This is a genomic window from Cobetia sp. 5-11-6-3, from assembly GCF_013374055.1.
Lineage (GTDB): Bacteria > Pseudomonadota > Gammaproteobacteria > Pseudomonadales > Halomonadaceae > Cobetia > Cobetia marina.
Genome location: NZ_BLWJ01000004.1, coordinates 340,150 through 353,879, shown reverse-complemented (window position 1 = coordinate 353,879; position 13,730 = coordinate 340,150). Strand labels below are relative to the sequence as shown.

Below are 13,730 nucleotides of genomic sequence, written 5' to 3'. Positions count from 1 at the left end.
TATAATCCTGGCCACCTGACCCGGCGCCCGCCCCATGGTGGCGCGATTTCTGTCCCTGACAACAGTAATCGGCCTGACGCCCTGGGCGCCAGTGTGCCTGTCTTTTCCATCGCTTGCCCTTGAGGAGCCGATCCTGATGACCGTGATCCGCCAGGATGACCTGATCCAGAGCGTCGCCGACGCGCTGCAGTACATCTCCTACTACCATCCGAAGGACTTCATCGACGCCATGAACGCGGCGTACGAGCGTGAGGAGAATCCGGCCGCCAAGGATGCCATCGCGCAGATTCTGATCAACTCCCGGATGTGTGCCCTGGGTCATCGTCCCATCTGTCAGGACACCGGTATCGTCACCGTCTTCGTCCATGTCGGCATGAACGTGCGCTTCGAGGCCGAGATGAGCCTGGATGACATGGTCAACGAAGGCGTCCGCCGCGCCTATCTGCTGCCGGACAACGTGCTGCGCGCCTCCGTGCTGGCAGACCCGGACGGCAAGCGTGCCAACACCAAGGACAACACGCCGGCCATCATCCACCACAAGCTGGTGCCGGGGGATACCGTCGAGATCCACGTCGCGGCCAAGGGCGGCGGCAGCGAAGCCAAGTCCAAGTTCGCGATGCTCAACCCGTCCGACTCCGTGGTCGACTGGGTGCTGGAACAGATTCCGAAGATGGGCGCTGGCTGGTGTCCGCCTGGCATGCTGGGCATCGGCATCGGCGGTACCGCCGAGAAGGCGATGCAGCTGGCCAAGGAATCCCTGCTCGAGCCGATCGATATCCAGGAACTGCAGAAGCGTGGTGCCTCCAACCGCGCCGAAGAGATCCGTCTCGAGCTGTTCGAGAAGGTCAACGCGACGGGGGTCGGCGCACAGGGCCTCGGCGGTCTGACCACCGTGCTCGACATCAAGGTCATGGATTACCCGACCCACGCGGCCAACAAGCCGGTAGCGATCATCCCGAACTGCGCGGCGACCCGTCACGTGCATTTCACCCTGGATGGCAGCGGCGCGGCAGAACTGCCGGCACCGAAGCTCGAGGACTGGCCGGAAATCACCCGTGAAGCGGGCGACAGCGTCAAGCGCGTCAACCTCGACTCCGTGACGCCCGAGGAAGTACAGAGCTGGCAGCCGGGCGACACCCTGCTGCTCAACGGCAAGCTGCTGACCGGGCGTGATGCGGCCCACAAGCGCATGACCGAGATGCTGGCACGTGGTGAGCAGCTGCCGGTGGATCTGAAAGGTCGCTTCATCTACTACGTCGGCCCGGTCGATCCGATCCGTGACGAAGTCGTCGGTCCGGCTGGCCCGACCACCGCGACCCGCATGGACAAGTTCACGCGTACGCTGCTGGAAGAGACCGGCCTGTTGGGCATGGTCGGCAAGGCCGAGCGTGGCCCGACCGCGATCGACGCCATCCGTGACAACAAGTCCAGCTACCTGATGGCGGTCGGCGGCGCCGCCTACCTTGTCGCCCAGGCGATCAAGAAGTCCCGCGTGCTGGCGTTTGAAGACCTGGGGATGGAAGCGATCTACGAATTCGAGGTCGAGGACATGCCGGTCACCGTGGCGGTCGATAGTGCAGGTGTCTCCGTGCACCAGACCGGCCCGGCCAAGTGGAAGGAAATCATCGCCAGCCGCGCCTGAAGGCCGTCTGCGTGATGTGTACGTCATGTCCGTGAGGACATGAGCCAGGAACCCCGCCCGTGTCATGACATCGGCGGGGTTCTGCGCATCTGGACTCTGCCACGCCGAGGCATCGTTGCCAGCGCAGCTGTGGCATAATCTGGCGACCCTGACGCCTGCAATGGAGCTGCAATGACCGCCTGGTTACTTGGCTTTCTGCTGTTGAGCAGTCACATTCTGGGTGCGATGACCGCCGTCATGGCCCTGATGTCCAGTCGTACCTCACAGGGTGCGATTGCCTGGATTCTGTGTCTGCTGACCTTCCCCTACGTCGCCCTGCCGCTTTACTGGGTATTCGGGCGTCCCCGTTTCTATGGCTATGTCAGTGCCCGCGAGGAGCGTGACTCGACGATGCGACGCGTCTTGATGCGTTTTCGTCCCAAGCTCTCCCCCTGGCTCTCGCGTCCGCTGGGCGGCAACCCCACACACCTGGATGCCATCGAACGTCTGGCGATGATGCCGGTGACCACCGGCAATCGCGCCAAGCTGTTGATCAATGGCGAGGAGACGTTCGATGCCCTGTTCGCGGCCATCAAGGCGGCCGAGGATTACATCCTCATCCAGTTCTTCATCGTGCGAAATGATGAGCTCGGTGTACGGCTCAAGCAGGCTCTGATGAAGCGTGCCGAACGTGGCGTGCGGGTCTGTTTCCTGTATGACGAGATCGGCTCGCGCAAGCTGCCGGATGGGTACCTCAATGATCTGCTGGAATCCGGCTGCGAGGTGAGTGCCTTCAACTCTTCGCGGGGCTGGCGGCACCGCTTCCAGATCAACTTCCGCAATCACCGCAAGATCACCGTCATCGACGGCCGAGTGGGCTTTGTCGGCGGACTGAATGTGGGCAATGAGTATCTGGGCCATTCCGAGCGCTACGGCGCCTGGCGCGATACTCACCTCAAGCTGGAAGGACCCAGCGTGATGGGGCTGCAGGAGGCCTTCTGGGAGGACTGGCACTGGGCGACTGGCGAGGTGCTGTCGCTGGAGTGGGAGCCGCGCATCAGCTGTGAAGAATGTCAGCACGTGGTGATCGTGCCTTCCGGCCCGGCGGACCGTCGCGAGACAGCCAGTCTGCTGGTTCAGCAGGCCATCCACTCCTCGGTCAGCCGCATCTGGATCACCAGCCCCTATTTCGTGCCGGACCAGGGCGTGCAGGATGCCTTGAAGCTGGCAGCGCTGAGAGGCGTGGATGTGCGGGTGATGATCCCCGAACGTCCCGATCATCTGCTGGTGTTCCTGTCGGCCTTCTCGTTCCTCTCCGACATGATTCGCTCGGGCGTGCGCGTCTTCCGCTATCAGCCGGGCTTTCTGCATCAGAAGGTGATGTTGATGGACAGTCACACGGCGACCATCGGGACAGTCAACCTCGACAATCGCTCCTTCCGTCTGAACTTCGAGGTCACGGCCTTCGTGCCGGATCACCAGTTCGCGGCAGAGGTGGAGGCCATGCTCGAGGAGGACTTCCGTCATTGTCGCGAGATCAGCTGCGAGGAGCTGGAGGCGAGGCCCATGTGGCGCAAGCTGGTGTCGCGGGCGGCCTATCTGCTGGCCCCGATCCAGTGACCCCGCGCACTGCATGAACCTGCCGCCTGCCGAGTTGAACGAAACTCACTCGGCAGGTCTTGTCATTCGTGGCCATTGCAGGCATCTTCTCGCTATAACTGATCGCCTGTTTATTTCTTTTTGGAATAAACTGAGAGCCTGGATGCTCCTCTCGCCATGCATTGGAGAGGGCATTCAGGACGGCGGCTTCATGATTCCGCGCTGAGACCTGCCATGACCGTTCAAGACCCTCACGCCAGCCAGGCACCTTCCATCGAGTATCAATTCCGGGATGACGCCGATGTCATTGCCTTCGCACGCCAGCATGTCAATGATCAGTTGCCGGGCTTTGCGACGGCCAGTGACCTGCTGGTCGAGGAGATCGGCGATGGCAACATCAACTATGTCTATCGCGTCTGCACGCCGGACCGCTCAACCTCGGTGATCGTCAAGCAGGGGCTGCCCTGGGTGCGCATCATCGGCGAAAGCTGGCCGCTGTCGCTGGTGCGGGTGCGCATCGAGGCCGAGACGCTGCAGTTCGAGGCCGATTGCGCGCCTGAACTGGTGCCGGCGCTCTATCACTTCGAGGAAGCCCGCTCGGCGATCGTGATGGAAGATATCGGCGATCACCGCAATCTGCGACACGCCTTTCTTGAGCGCACAGTGTTACCTGAGCTGGGCGCGCAGATGGGGCATTTTCTGGCCACGACGCTCTATCGCAGCAGTGATCTGGCACTCGATGCCCACGACAAGAAGGCGCGCGTCGCACGCTTCACCAATCCCGATCAATGCAAGATCACCGAAGACCTGTTCTTCGTGGATCCTTTCTGCGATCACGAGCGCAACAGCATCAATCCGGCGCTGCGCGCGGATGCCGAAGCCCTGTGGCAGGACGCGGCACTCAAAGTGGAAGTGGCGGAGCTCAAGCAGCGCTTCCTGTCCACGCCCGAGGCGCTGCTGCATGGCGACCTGCATGCGGGATCGATCTTCGTGCGTGAAGACAGCACCAAGGTCATCGACCCGGAATTCGGCTTCTTCGGTCCGGCGGGCTTCGATATCGGCAGCTGGCTGGCGGCGCTGTGGCTGGCAGCCTGCGCGCATACCGAACTCGAGGGTGAGGTGGGCGACAGGCGTGGCTACGTGGCGCAGTTGCGTGCCCAGGCGGTCGCCAGTTGGGAAAGCTTTGCCCGCGAGTATCGTGAGCAGGCCGCCCACACGTCGGATGCCAGCTTTGCGGCACCCGGGGTGGCGGAACGATTGCTGAGCCGTATCCTGCGTGATGCGTTGGGTTATGCGGGCTGTGAGTTGATTCGTCGCACCATCGGGCTTGCGCACGTGCTGGAGCTTGAGTCGATCAACGATGATGCCGTGCGGGCGCGTGCCGAGCGCCGTGCCCTGGCACTCGGGCGTGAGCTCATCCTTGCGCGTGAGTCGCTGGAAGACCTCGCGGCGGCGGATGGCGTGGTCGCGCGTCTGCTGGGGTGAGGCATGCGGCGTCAGGGCTTTGACGCTCGTCGCAAGCGTTGCGGCGCCGGCTAGGGTAGACTCTGCGCTTTCATCGCCACGCAGACAGGCTTGTCCTGGCTGCGTGGGTCGCTGGCGGGAGATGTCCTGCCGAGCATCCGCTTTTCAATAAGAGACTTTCATGGCCCTGTCTTCCACGCCTTACAAGGTTGATCTCTCGCTGACCGACCTTGATCGTGGTGTCTACGAGACCCTGCGTTTTACCGTTGCCCGTCACCCCTCTGAAACCGAGCTGCGTCTGTGTGTTCGCCTGTTGGGCCATGCGCTGTGGTACAGCGAGAACATCGCATTCGGGCGTGGTCTGTCAGACGTCGATGAACCGGCGCTGTGGGAGAAGAGTCTGGATGGCCGCGTGCTGCACTGGATCGAGGTGGGCCAGCCGGATGCCGAGCGCCTGACCTGGTGTTCGCGGCGCACCGAGCGCACCTCGCTGCTCGCCTACGGTAGCCTGCGCGTCTGGGAAACCAAGGTGGTGCCGGCAGTGGCTGGACTGTCCAATCTGAGCATTGCCGCGGTTCCTGAGGGCGCACTGGACGCCATCACCGAATCCCTGCCACGCAACATCAAGTGGACCATGATGATCTCCGAGGGCACCATCTTCATCACCGATGACAATGGTCAGCACGAGATCAATCTGGAGTGGCTGAAAGGGGAGCGCTGAGCGACATGCCGTTCGCGGCACTGGCTGACTGCCCCTGAACCTTCAGGTCAGATACCACGAGACGGCCCCCCGCAAATCTTGATTTGCGGGGGCCGTCTCGTAGAGGGCGAATCGTAGGGGGTAAATCGTAGAGGGCGAATCGTGGCGAACGACTCGCAACGCAGGCAGATCTGATTGCCGGAGAGGCCTGGCCTCACACCATGCTGATGTCGTGATCGACGATGAGTTGATCACGGCCGCTGGCCTTGGCGTGGTAGAGCGCCTCGTCGCTGCGTTGCACCCAGCTGCTGAGGGTATCCGGATGGCGCCGTTCACTGACCCCGGTACTGAAGCGGATCACGCCGTGGGCCAGGGGAGACGCCTCACAGCTTTCACGCAACTGGCGATCGAATTCTCGGGCCACGGCAAGATTGCCCGGCAGCAGGATCATGAATTCCTCTCCCCCATAACGCCCGGCCTTGCCTGAGTATTCTCGGCTCAACGTCTGGATGTGCATCGAGAAGTGCGCCAGGACCTGGTCGCCGTAGGGGTGGCCGTGGGCATCATTGATCTGCTTGAAGTGGTCCAGATCACAGATCAGCAGACAGCTGATGTCGCGTCCGCTGAGGTGGTGTTCGGCGTGTTCATGGATGGTGCGGTGATTGTAGAGTCCGGTCAGACTGTCCAGTCGGCTCAGGCGTTCAAGCTTCTTTGCATAGGCGCGAGCCAGATCACGCTCCTCTCGAATGCGCTTGGCATAACCGGCGATCACGAGGCTCAGCAGTCCGAACGCCAGGGTATAGCTGACCCCCATGTCCAGGCTGCGCATCGCGGTACTCGCGTAGGAGGAGACCAGTTGCGGGTTGGCCATCTCCCCCCACAGCAGAATCCAGGGCATCAGCATCAGGCCGCTGATGATGACGCCACGACGCAGACGGTCCGGCGGGAGAACCCCCAGCACGTAAGCGGCGGCCATGAGATAGAACAGCAGCGTCGGGCCCGAGGCGCCGTGATTGAAGACCCAGTTGCCCGGCAGCATCACGAAGGTCACCAGCGTGCAGAACAGCCAGGACATGCGGCTGAACTCCCCGTGGAAACGTGAGCGATACCACATCACCATGACCATCAGACTGATGACGGCAAGCGCCACGCTGTACGCGGGGACCGTCAGCTCCATCAGATAGTTGAAGACAGCGGAAAACAGGCCGATCAGGACGGCGGATACCAGAAACCCGTGGTGCAGAATCTGTCGTGCGGAGCCATTCTCGCCAACCAACCAGCGCCAGCTGGTGCCTACCATTTTTGCAAGACGAGTCATGGTACCTCGACGGTCATTGGGCCAGTCGGATGCTTCAGGCATCGGCTGATGATGAAGGCTCATGTGACGTTGGTCGTTGTTCAGTGTCAGCCTACTCGAGCAAAGCCGTTTCCGGTTTCACTATGCCCCAACGTTTCTCGCCTGTGCGGGGGGCGTGACTCACCATCACCTCAGGGGCCGCCTGTCCTCGATGACAGGCGGCAGGGCAGCAGTGGCCCGGCGACAGGCTCGACTTTCATGAGATAGTCCTCATGCTGTTTGGACGATACTGCCAATGGCTGGCCGATGCATCTTTTCTCGTGTGGCTGCCTGTCCGAGGCTATTTCCACGGCGTGTAGCGATAGCTGTCCGGGTCCGAGGGGTCAGGCTTGTCCGACTCGGTGAGTGCCACGAGGGTGTTGCCGTCATCATCTTCTTCCACTTTCGTGACGGTGACGGGGAAGTTGGGTGACAGGGCGTCCAGTGCCGGCCAGTCCCCTTTCTGTATCGTGTTGCCCGTTTGCGGCGTGCTACTGGCACTGACCTTGATCGGGTCGCCGCTGACGGTTTGCCCGTTCTTCAGGTGCGTCGTGAGAGTGAAATGAACGTTCGCCATGTCATCCTTCCTATCAAGTGGTACTGATGGGGTCATGACTAGAACATGGTTCGTCCCATGGGAGAATTCAATCTTTTCCGGAGCGCCACGGGTCGCGAGTCACGCGCTTGCGCGACGAATGACAAGAAATGTTCATATCGGGCTTTTCTTTTTGAGATCAATGCGGTACATTACGTCTCGTCTTGAGGGGGAAGCCTTTCAAGGACGAAGTCGGGACGTGGCGCAGCTTGGTAGCGCGCTGCAATGGGGTTGCAGAGGTCGCAGGTTCGAATCCTGTCGTCCCGACCAGAATTGAAGGGGTTCAGAAGATTTTCATTCGCTTGAAAGCCTCTGAATTCCGAGCGATGATCCCTATATGATCCCAGTTCATTCGGTCATCGTTGCAAAGAAGCCAGCTCCTTGAGCTGGCTTCTTTGCGTTCTTTCAGAGCGCTGCCAGCGCTCATGGTCTGTTGTCCTTTCTCGAGCGCTATCCTTCTGCTCTCGTCTTCTCGTCTTCTCGTCTCGTCCTGCCGTTCTACTTTATCGTCATGATTTCGTCCTTGCTCACTTGCTGACGATCTTTCGCTGGTTCAAGGGGCTATCGGTGCACGGGCATGGATGCCGGTCTCCAGGTTCTGTGGTTTCCAGGTGCAATGGCTGGCTGTCAGTGAACTCGTGACAGTGCTTCTCGCTTGTCTTCTATTAGCGATTACGGTACTGGTGGGTCGAGACCCACCACCCAGGAAAAGATCATGTCCAGAGACGCTACCCTCGGCCGAGCTATCGCATTGCCATTGATTGCCATGGGGCTGAGTGCCTTGGCATCTTCCGTGTCCGCGGCCTCTCCAGAACTCGTGACTGGTTGTCAGGACAAGGCAGATTCGATCAAGCAGGAGCTCGAGGATGCCAATGCGCAGGGAAATGCCCATAAGGTGGAAGGCTTGAAGAAAGCGCTCGCGGCTGTGGAAAATGGCTGTGATGAATCCACCTTGCACAAGGAAAGAGAGCAGAAGATCCGCGAAAGGGAGGAGGAGGTCGGGGAGCGTCGACAGGAGCTGGAAGACGCCTTGTCGGATGGTGACAAGGACAAGATAGAGAAGAAAGAGAAGAAATTGACGGAAGCCCAGAAAGCGCTGAGCGAGGCGAGAGGTGAATTGGCTGTCGATGGAAGTCTTTGATCGTTTTCATAAGAGAGACATGAGAGAGACATGAGCCGGTTTGACGTCCTCGTCCGCCAGTGTCCCGACCAGAGTCCAGATAGAGGCCAGCCGAGAGTTCGGTTGGCCTCTTCTTTTGTCGCGGGATGAAAGGACATGAGCATCTGATACGGTGAGCGAGAGTGGGTCAGGGCTTGCATCCGGTCGTGTTATATCATTTCAACATATTGATATTGCTGAGTTATTGCGCTTATTGATCAAGATCAAGAAAGGCTCGATCTGCGAGGCCGGGTCATGCTCGCATGGCTTTCTTGATGCTGTGAGTATTAGATTTCTAGTATATACTGGCTTGCCTTCAAGGGAGGTGAGAATGAAAACGGTTAACATTTACATGGAGAGTCGGTTCAACCCGGAGCGTTCCATCCTCAAGGAAAGTCTGGGGGATGGCTACGTGGCAAGGACCTGTGCGGCGCAAGCCCCCAACTTCCTGTTCGAGGTGCATCAGGGACAGGACTTCGTGCTGGGGATAGAGGTCGCGGGGGCACGCAGTGCCGAATTCCTGTCGATCATCACGGAGGATTACGTCTATCAGCATCCCAGCATCGAGCCGAAGACGCTGGCGGAGTATCTCAAGAGTCGTGCGCAGCACCCGATCCGACGCAGGAAGCGTCAGGTCGAGGTATCCCCAGTGGCGTACTCTGGCTGAGAGTGCGTGCCTCAGACGTGCACAAGGGAATTGCGGTACAGGCAGGATGACTCGATGCCGGGGCAGCGGTATCGAGGCGGGGCTGACACAGCCGTTCCGGCTCAGGCAGAGCGCCTGCGCCAATGTCTTGCAGCCTGCACCAGTGTCGCGCAGATCACGCATGACACCAGCGGCAGGGCCACGTCCAGGCTGGAGTCCCAGTTCCAGTGGTACAGCAGGCCATGATCCCAGGCCACTGCCTTGGGGCCACCCCCCTTGTACTCGTGCTGGGCAATTTCCCGGCCCAGAAAGATGGCGACCGCAATGGCGCCAGACGACCACAGCGTGAAGACTGGCCAGAGCATCAGCTGGATGATCACGGCGATGACGGCGTGCTCGAGAGCGCTTGTCCAGATGTCCGCCGTCAACATGTCTCAACTCCCTCCAGAATGACTCTGCCATATCGTGCAGACGCCCAGCGTCAGCAGTGCATCGAATCGCGCGTGGCGATCAATCACGCGTAGCCCAGCACTCGTTGCAGTCGTGCGGCGTTGTCGGCGACCCATTGGGCATTGATTGGCCCCCAGTCCCGAATCACGTAGTGACCGATGTTGTGACGTTGACCTTCCGCATGCTGGAATTCACAGACAATCTCGAGTTCGGCAAGTGCCGAGATGGTGTCCTGGGCGGTGCGCCTCGGCATGCCGGTGGCCTCGATGATGTCCGGCACGCTGGCGATCTCGTGGGCGATGAGATGCGCCACGAACAGGCGACGATAGAAGCTGGTCTGGGTCTTGCTGAGAACGGTGTCGGACATGCAGGCTCCGCTGTCGAGGAAATCATGAAAGGCGATAAGGAGCGGCGGGGGCGATTGCCCGCCCGCCGGGAGGTCAGTGACTGAGCGTGTAGTCGATGGTGGTGACGACCCTGACCTGCTTGATGTCGGGGGTATAGCTGTCGAGATCCGAGATCGAGAAGTAGCCTTGGCTTGCATGCTTGATATGCCCCACCTGACTGCCGGAATCCTCGGCGAACTGTTGCGCGGCACGCCGTGCATCCGCGGTGGCGGCCGCGATCATCTCCGGCTTGAGAGCGGCAAGCCCCGTGAACAGGAATTCGGTGCGGTAGGCATAGTCCGCCGACAGCAGAATGCCGTCACGCACCAGCTCGCCGGTACGGGAAGCGCTCTGCTTGACGAGGTCCACCTCGGGCGAGCGCACCAGTACCGTGGCCTCGGCGCGGTAGCGCTCGTCAGGGCGCTGTGCGTTGTAGCTGTTGGCATGCAGGTCGGTTACCTGCGGTGACGTCACGCTGATCTGCTCGGGCGGGAAGCCGCGAGCGGTGAGAAAGTCCCGAATCTTGCGTTCATCATCAGCCAGCGCCTCGTGCAGGTCGGACAGGTGGTTGGCATTGACGCTGAAATGCAGTGGCCAGAGAGCCAGGTCTGCCTTGACGTCCCGCTCTGCCAGGCCCTTGACCGTCACCACCCGGTTGGACGCCTCCCAGACCTGTGCCGCTTCCTTGAGATAGCTGCCACTCCAGACCATCCCCACGGCCAGCAGGCCGCCCAATACCAGTGAGCTTGCGAGAGTGCGCATGTCACATCTTCCTTGAGAGGTGGAAGGCCCGTTGCCGAGCCTGTCTGATCAAGCCCCGGGCCTGCCGATCAGCGCTGAGTGTGTCGATCCGCCGTGGGCGCCGGATCAGTCCTGGACCTTGCCGCGCATCGCCTTGATCTTGCCCTTGCGAGTCTTGCTGTCGACCCGCCGCCGTTTGGCGCCCTTGCTGGGGCGAGTGGCGCGGCGTGCCTTCTGTACCTTGACGGCATCGAGGATCAGCGCCTTGAGGCGTGCCAGAGCATCTTCCTTGTTGAGTTCAAGGGTGCGATGGCTCTGGGCCTTGATGATGATGATGCCGTCCTTGCTGATGCGTTGATCCGACAACTGCATCAGGCGTTCCTTGTAGAACGAGGGCAGGGTGGAGCGTTGCACGTCAAACCGCAGGTGGACGGCTGACGCCACCTTGTTGACGTTCTGGCCGCCATTGCCCTGAGCACGAATCTGGGTGAGGTCGATTTCCCAATCCGCCAGTGTCACCGAACTGGAGATGGTCAACATGGCATATCTCCTTGTCGTGGGGAGCCGCATCGAATCTGTCGCGGTCGTGGGGTCATGTTACCGCAATCAACGTCGGGCTTCAGAATCACCCGAGTGTCGGCCGGCAGAGTCGGCCGACAGAGTCAGCCGAGAGGGGAATATCCTCGTCTGGCACAATCAGGTTGCGAAGATATCACGGCAGGCGACACTCACTCCGCCTTCTCGGGCATGTATCTGGTACGCTGTTGCGTAGTGAGGCAGGAGTCGCTGACCGCCGGGCGGCTGATAGCCGGCCTCTGCATCCACGTGAGTCTTTCTCGTGTCAAGTGCTCTTCTCGAGCGTGCTTCCCAGTCCCCGCGACGTCAAGGCATCGGGTCGTGGCCTTCGAGACGTTCCTCCGTAGGGTCATGGACATGCGGGATGTCTGGCCTCAGTTCAACCTCTTGCGCAGCGTTCACTCATGGATATTCCGCATCAACGCCTCGTCTATTTTCAGGTCACCATTGAAGCGGGGTCGATCCGGCAGGCTGCCGCTCGACTGGATATCGCGCCGTCAGCGGTCAGTCGCCAGATCGGATTGCTGGAAGAGGCGATGGCCGCCACGCTCATCGAGCGAACCCGTGATGGCGTACAGCCGACACGAGTGGGCGAGATGCTGCTGGACTACATTCAGCAGCGCGAACAGCTGGATCAAAGCTTCGGTGAGCGTCTGGATGCCTACCAGCGGCTGGAAACCGGCGAGATTCGCCTGATCATCGGCGAAGGCTTCGTGGGCGATCTCGTCAACATCCCCCTGCGCGCCTTCCGGTCCCAGTACCCGGGGATCACCCTCAAGGTCAATACCGGCAGCATGCAGAGCATCATCGACCGTGTGGTCGAGGATGAGGCGGATATCGGCCTGATGTACCACGAACGCGTGCACCCTCAATTGCGCTTCTGGCATTCAAGCCCACAACCGCTGGTGGCGATGATGTCCCCGGAGCATCCGCTGGCGGCGGTGAACCATGCGCTGACCCTGGAAGAGGTGGCAGCGCATCCCATGGCGTTGTGGGGCCCCACCCATGGAGTGCGTCAGCTCATGGATGACGGCTTTCGTGACGCGGGCGTACGTCCCCACATGGTGATGCAGACCAATTCCATGGAGGTGCTCAAGCAGGCCGCACGCTCGGAGTTGTGCATCACGCTGCTGCCGGCCTTCGCGGCTGCGCGCGAGCTGGAGGAGGGCGTATTGATCGCTCGTGATGTGGAATGCAGCGCCTTTCGCCAGGCACGCGCCCACATCATCACGCGGATCGGACGGCGCATGCCACGGGCCAGTCTTCAACTTCTGCGCCACCTGGAGCGCTGGATCACGGCCTTCAGTGGCCCCCGTCAGGAGTAGGCCTGTCGGGGGCGAAGACAAGACGCGTCAGCCCGCGATGGGGGTGGGCTCAGGCTTTCTCGGCAGGCGGCCGGGAGCCATCCGTCACCCTGCCCGGCGCCGAGGCATCGCGACCTGATGAGCGAGGCGCCCCGGCGTCGGTCGGCGTGCTCGGGGCATCGGTGGCAGGTGATGAGGTGTGACGCAGTTGAGCGGGAATATCACTGAGCCAGCGATCACACAGATGATGGATGTCATCTTCATCCGCCGGGCACAGTTCGGGTGGTTGCCAGCGATCGAAGACCGCCTTCATCAACCCGGAAGGCAGCTTGAGGGTGGTCACGTAGCTGCGCGCCAGGCGCAGGTCGCGGCGCAGGGCGCCGGTGGAGATACCGGAATCATAATCTCCCGGCAGCACCCAGCGCGGGAAATTCACCTCGCTGACGGCGCTGCGGCCGGCCCCCAGATTGATGGCATCGATGCAGGCGTGAGGCCGCACCCCGGCGCGATAGGCCATCGCGATCGCCTCTGCCGTGGTGATGAGATGGGCGGCGTGGAGATAGTCATTGGCCAGCACGGCCGCATGCCCACAGCCGGCATCCCCGACGTGCAGGTGCCGGGTAGCGATGGCCTCGAGCAGGGGCGTCATGCGTTGCACGGTGGCGTCATCACCGCCGACCAGCAGCGTGAGATGGCCTTCGCTCTCATCGCGAGGGTCGCGACTGGAAGCCGCTTCCAGCCAGTGATGGCCAGCCAGCCGGGTCTGCACGGCCAGCTCACGGCTGATGTTTACATCGCCCCGGCAGAGATCGACGATGACACTGCCCGGCGGTGCCAGTCGCAGCAGGCCTTCCTTGCCGGTCAGTACCTTCTGCACCTGTTGGGAGGTTGCCAGCGCCAGCAGGTAGACCTCGCTGGTGAATCGCTCACGCGGCCGTGCATGCGTATCGAACCACCGCTCGGCCTCGCTCTGCTCATGAGGCGCGTGGCAGCGTTGCTCCACCGTGGCGGTCGCAGCGCCCGCCGTCTCGGCCGTCACCTGGTCCGTCACCTTGTCTGCCACTTCGCCCGCCACCTCAAACCCTGCCCTTGAGAGCGCCGTACGGCTCCGTGCGCCAATGGCTTCCCTGCCGATCACGCTGATTTTCATGTC

General features: G+C 61.3%; 14 protein-coding genes and 1 tRNA gene. 8 read left to right on the top strand and 7 right to left on the bottom strand.

Annotated features, from left to right (window positions below; all coding sequences use genetic code 11):
- Positions 1-136: 136 nt before the first annotated feature.
- The 4 genes from HXS66_RS09570 to HXS66_RS09555 all read left to right on the top strand — a co-directional run bounded on the left by HXS66_RS09570 (position 137) and on the right by HXS66_RS09555 (position 5,405).
- Positions 137-1,642: a fumarate hydratase gene (locus tag HXS66_RS09570; protein WP_176503421.1), complete on the top strand. Its 1,506-nt coding sequence runs from the start codon at positions 137-139 to the stop codon at positions 1,640-1,642.
- A 171-nt stretch (positions 1,643-1,813) separates the two neighbouring features.
- Positions 1,814-3,241, top strand: a complete 1,428-nt coding sequence (gene cls / locus HXS66_RS09565; protein WP_077375918.1) for a cardiolipin synthase — start codon at positions 1,814-1,816, stop codon at positions 3,239-3,241.
- A gap of 213 nt (positions 3,242-3,454) precedes the next feature.
- The gene (mtnK, locus tag HXS66_RS09560) at positions 3,455-4,705 is read left to right on the top strand and encodes an S-methyl-5-thioribose kinase (protein ID WP_176503420.1); all 1,251 of its coding nucleotides are present in this window, start codon (positions 3,455-3,457) and stop codon (positions 4,703-4,705) included.
- A gap of 160 nt (positions 4,706-4,865) precedes the next feature.
- Positions 4,866-5,405, top strand: coding sequence for a YaeQ family protein (locus HXS66_RS09555; protein WP_077375924.1), 540 nt, complete (start codon positions 4,866-4,868; stop codon positions 5,403-5,405).
- A 193-nt stretch (positions 5,406-5,598) separates the two neighbouring features.
- On the opposite strand, the gene HXS66_RS09550 is transcribed toward HXS66_RS09555, so the two are convergent.
- Together HXS66_RS09550 and HXS66_RS09545 are read right to left on the bottom strand one after the other, a co-directional pair.
- Positions 5,599-6,702 (bottom strand): GGDEF domain-containing protein, encoded by a 1,104-nt coding sequence (locus HXS66_RS09550; protein ID WP_127735216.1) that lies wholly within the window; start codon positions 6,700-6,702, stop codon positions 5,599-5,601.
- Between the two features lie 319 nt (positions 6,703-7,021).
- Positions 7,022-7,297: a hypothetical protein gene (locus HXS66_RS09545; RefSeq protein WP_084208554.1), complete on the bottom strand. Its 276-nt coding sequence runs from the start codon at positions 7,295-7,297 to the stop codon at positions 7,022-7,024.
- 211 nt (positions 7,298-7,508) lie between these two features.
- Here HXS66_RS09545 and HXS66_RS09540 point away from each other — a divergent pair.
- The 3 genes from HXS66_RS09540 to HXS66_RS09530 all read left to right on the top strand — a co-directional run bounded on the left by HXS66_RS09540 (position 7,509) and on the right by HXS66_RS09530 (position 9,141).
- Positions 7,509-7,585, top strand: a tRNA-Pro gene (locus HXS66_RS09540).
- Between the two features lie 445 nt (positions 7,586-8,030).
- Positions 8,031-8,456, top strand: coding sequence for a DUF1090 family protein (locus tag HXS66_RS09535; protein ID WP_176503419.1), 426 nt, complete (start codon positions 8,031-8,033; stop codon positions 8,454-8,456).
- 349 nt (positions 8,457-8,805) lie between these two features.
- The gene (locus HXS66_RS09530; RefSeq protein ID WP_084208556.1) at positions 8,806-9,141 is read left to right on the top strand and encodes a hypothetical protein; all 336 of its coding nucleotides are present in this window, start codon (positions 8,806-8,808) and stop codon (positions 9,139-9,141) included.
- A gap of 101 nt (positions 9,142-9,242) precedes the next feature.
- Here the strand turns inward: HXS66_RS09530 and HXS66_RS09525 are convergent, their stop codons facing one another.
- The 4 genes from HXS66_RS09525 to arfB all read right to left on the bottom strand — a co-directional run bounded on the left by HXS66_RS09525 (position 9,243) and on the right by arfB (position 11,237).
- A complete protein-coding gene (locus HXS66_RS09525; RefSeq protein WP_084208557.1) occupies positions 9,243-9,551 on the bottom strand; it encodes a hypothetical protein in 309 nt (102 codons plus the stop codon).
- A gap of 83 nt (positions 9,552-9,634) precedes the next feature.
- On the bottom strand, positions 9,635-9,937 hold the full coding sequence (locus tag HXS66_RS09520; RefSeq protein WP_077375943.1) for a helix-turn-helix domain-containing protein: 303 nt from the start codon (positions 9,935-9,937) through the stop codon (positions 9,635-9,637).
- Between the two features lie 73 nt (positions 9,938-10,010).
- Positions 10,011-10,718: an SIMPL domain-containing protein gene (locus HXS66_RS09515; RefSeq protein ID WP_176503418.1), complete on the bottom strand. Its 708-nt coding sequence runs from the start codon at positions 10,716-10,718 to the stop codon at positions 10,011-10,013.
- A 105-nt stretch (positions 10,719-10,823) separates the two neighbouring features.
- Positions 10,824-11,237 (bottom strand): alternative ribosome rescue aminoacyl-tRNA hydrolase ArfB, encoded by a 414-nt coding sequence (gene arfB, locus HXS66_RS09510; RefSeq protein ID WP_077375950.1) that lies wholly within the window; start codon positions 11,235-11,237, stop codon positions 10,824-10,826.
- A gap of 440 nt (positions 11,238-11,677) precedes the next feature.
- Here arfB and HXS66_RS09505 point away from each other — a divergent pair, with 440 nt between their 5' ends.
- A complete protein-coding gene (locus HXS66_RS09505) occupies positions 11,678-12,598 on the top strand; it encodes a LysR family transcriptional regulator (protein WP_077375953.1) in 921 nt (306 codons plus the stop codon).
- 49 nt (positions 12,599-12,647) lie between these two features.
- Here HXS66_RS09505 and HXS66_RS09500 read toward each other — a convergent pair whose 3' ends face one another.
- Positions 12,648-13,727 (bottom strand): NAD(P)-dependent oxidoreductase, encoded by a 1,080-nt coding sequence (locus HXS66_RS09500; RefSeq protein ID WP_176503417.1) that lies wholly within the window; start codon positions 13,725-13,727, stop codon positions 12,648-12,650.
- Between the last annotated feature and the right edge of the window lie 3 nt (positions 13,728-13,730).

Excerpts from the sequence above, each read along its gene's own strand:
- HXS66_RS09570 (WP_176503421.1), top strand. The coding sequence starts at position 137 with ATGACCGTGATCCGCCAGGATGACCTGATCCAGAGCGTCGCCGACGCG.
- cls (WP_077375918.1), top strand. The coding sequence starts at position 1,814 with ATGACCGCCTGGTTACTTGGCTTTCTGCTGTTGAGCAGTCACATTCTG.
- mtnK (WP_176503420.1), top strand. The coding sequence starts at position 3,455 with ATGACCGTTCAAGACCCTCACGCCAGCCAGGCACCTTCCATCGAGTAT.
- HXS66_RS09555 (WP_077375924.1), top strand. The coding sequence starts at position 4,866 with ATGGCCCTGTCTTCCACGCCTTACAAGGTTGATCTCTCGCTGACCGAC.
- HXS66_RS09550 (WP_127735216.1), bottom strand. The coding sequence starts at position 6,702 with ATGACTCGTCTTGCAAAAATGGTAGGCACCAGCTGGCGCTGGTTGGTT.
- HXS66_RS09545 (WP_084208554.1), bottom strand. The coding sequence starts at position 7,297 with ATGGCGAACGTTCATTTCACTCTCACGACGCACCTGAAGAACGGGCAA.
- HXS66_RS09535 (WP_176503419.1), top strand. The coding sequence starts at position 8,031 with ATGTCCAGAGACGCTACCCTCGGCCGAGCTATCGCATTGCCATTGATT.
- HXS66_RS09530 (WP_084208556.1), top strand. The coding sequence starts at position 8,806 with ATGAAAACGGTTAACATTTACATGGAGAGTCGGTTCAACCCGGAGCGT.
- HXS66_RS09525 (WP_084208557.1), bottom strand. The coding sequence starts at position 9,551 with ATGTTGACGGCGGACATCTGGACAAGCGCTCTCGAGCACGCCGTCATC.
- HXS66_RS09520 (WP_077375943.1), bottom strand. The coding sequence starts at position 9,937 with ATGTCCGACACCGTTCTCAGCAAGACCCAGACCAGCTTCTATCGTCGC.
- HXS66_RS09515 (WP_176503418.1), bottom strand. The coding sequence starts at position 10,718 with ATGCGCACTCTCGCAAGCTCACTGGTATTGGGCGGCCTGCTGGCCGTG.
- arfB (WP_077375950.1), bottom strand. The coding sequence starts at position 11,237 with ATGTTGACCATCTCCAGTTCGGTGACACTGGCGGATTGGGAAATCGAC.
- HXS66_RS09505 (WP_077375953.1), top strand. The coding sequence starts at position 11,678 with ATGGATATTCCGCATCAACGCCTCGTCTATTTTCAGGTCACCATTGAA.
- HXS66_RS09500 (WP_176503417.1), bottom strand. The coding sequence starts at position 13,727 with ATGAAAATCAGCGTGATCGGCAGGGAAGCCATTGGCGCACGGAGCCGT.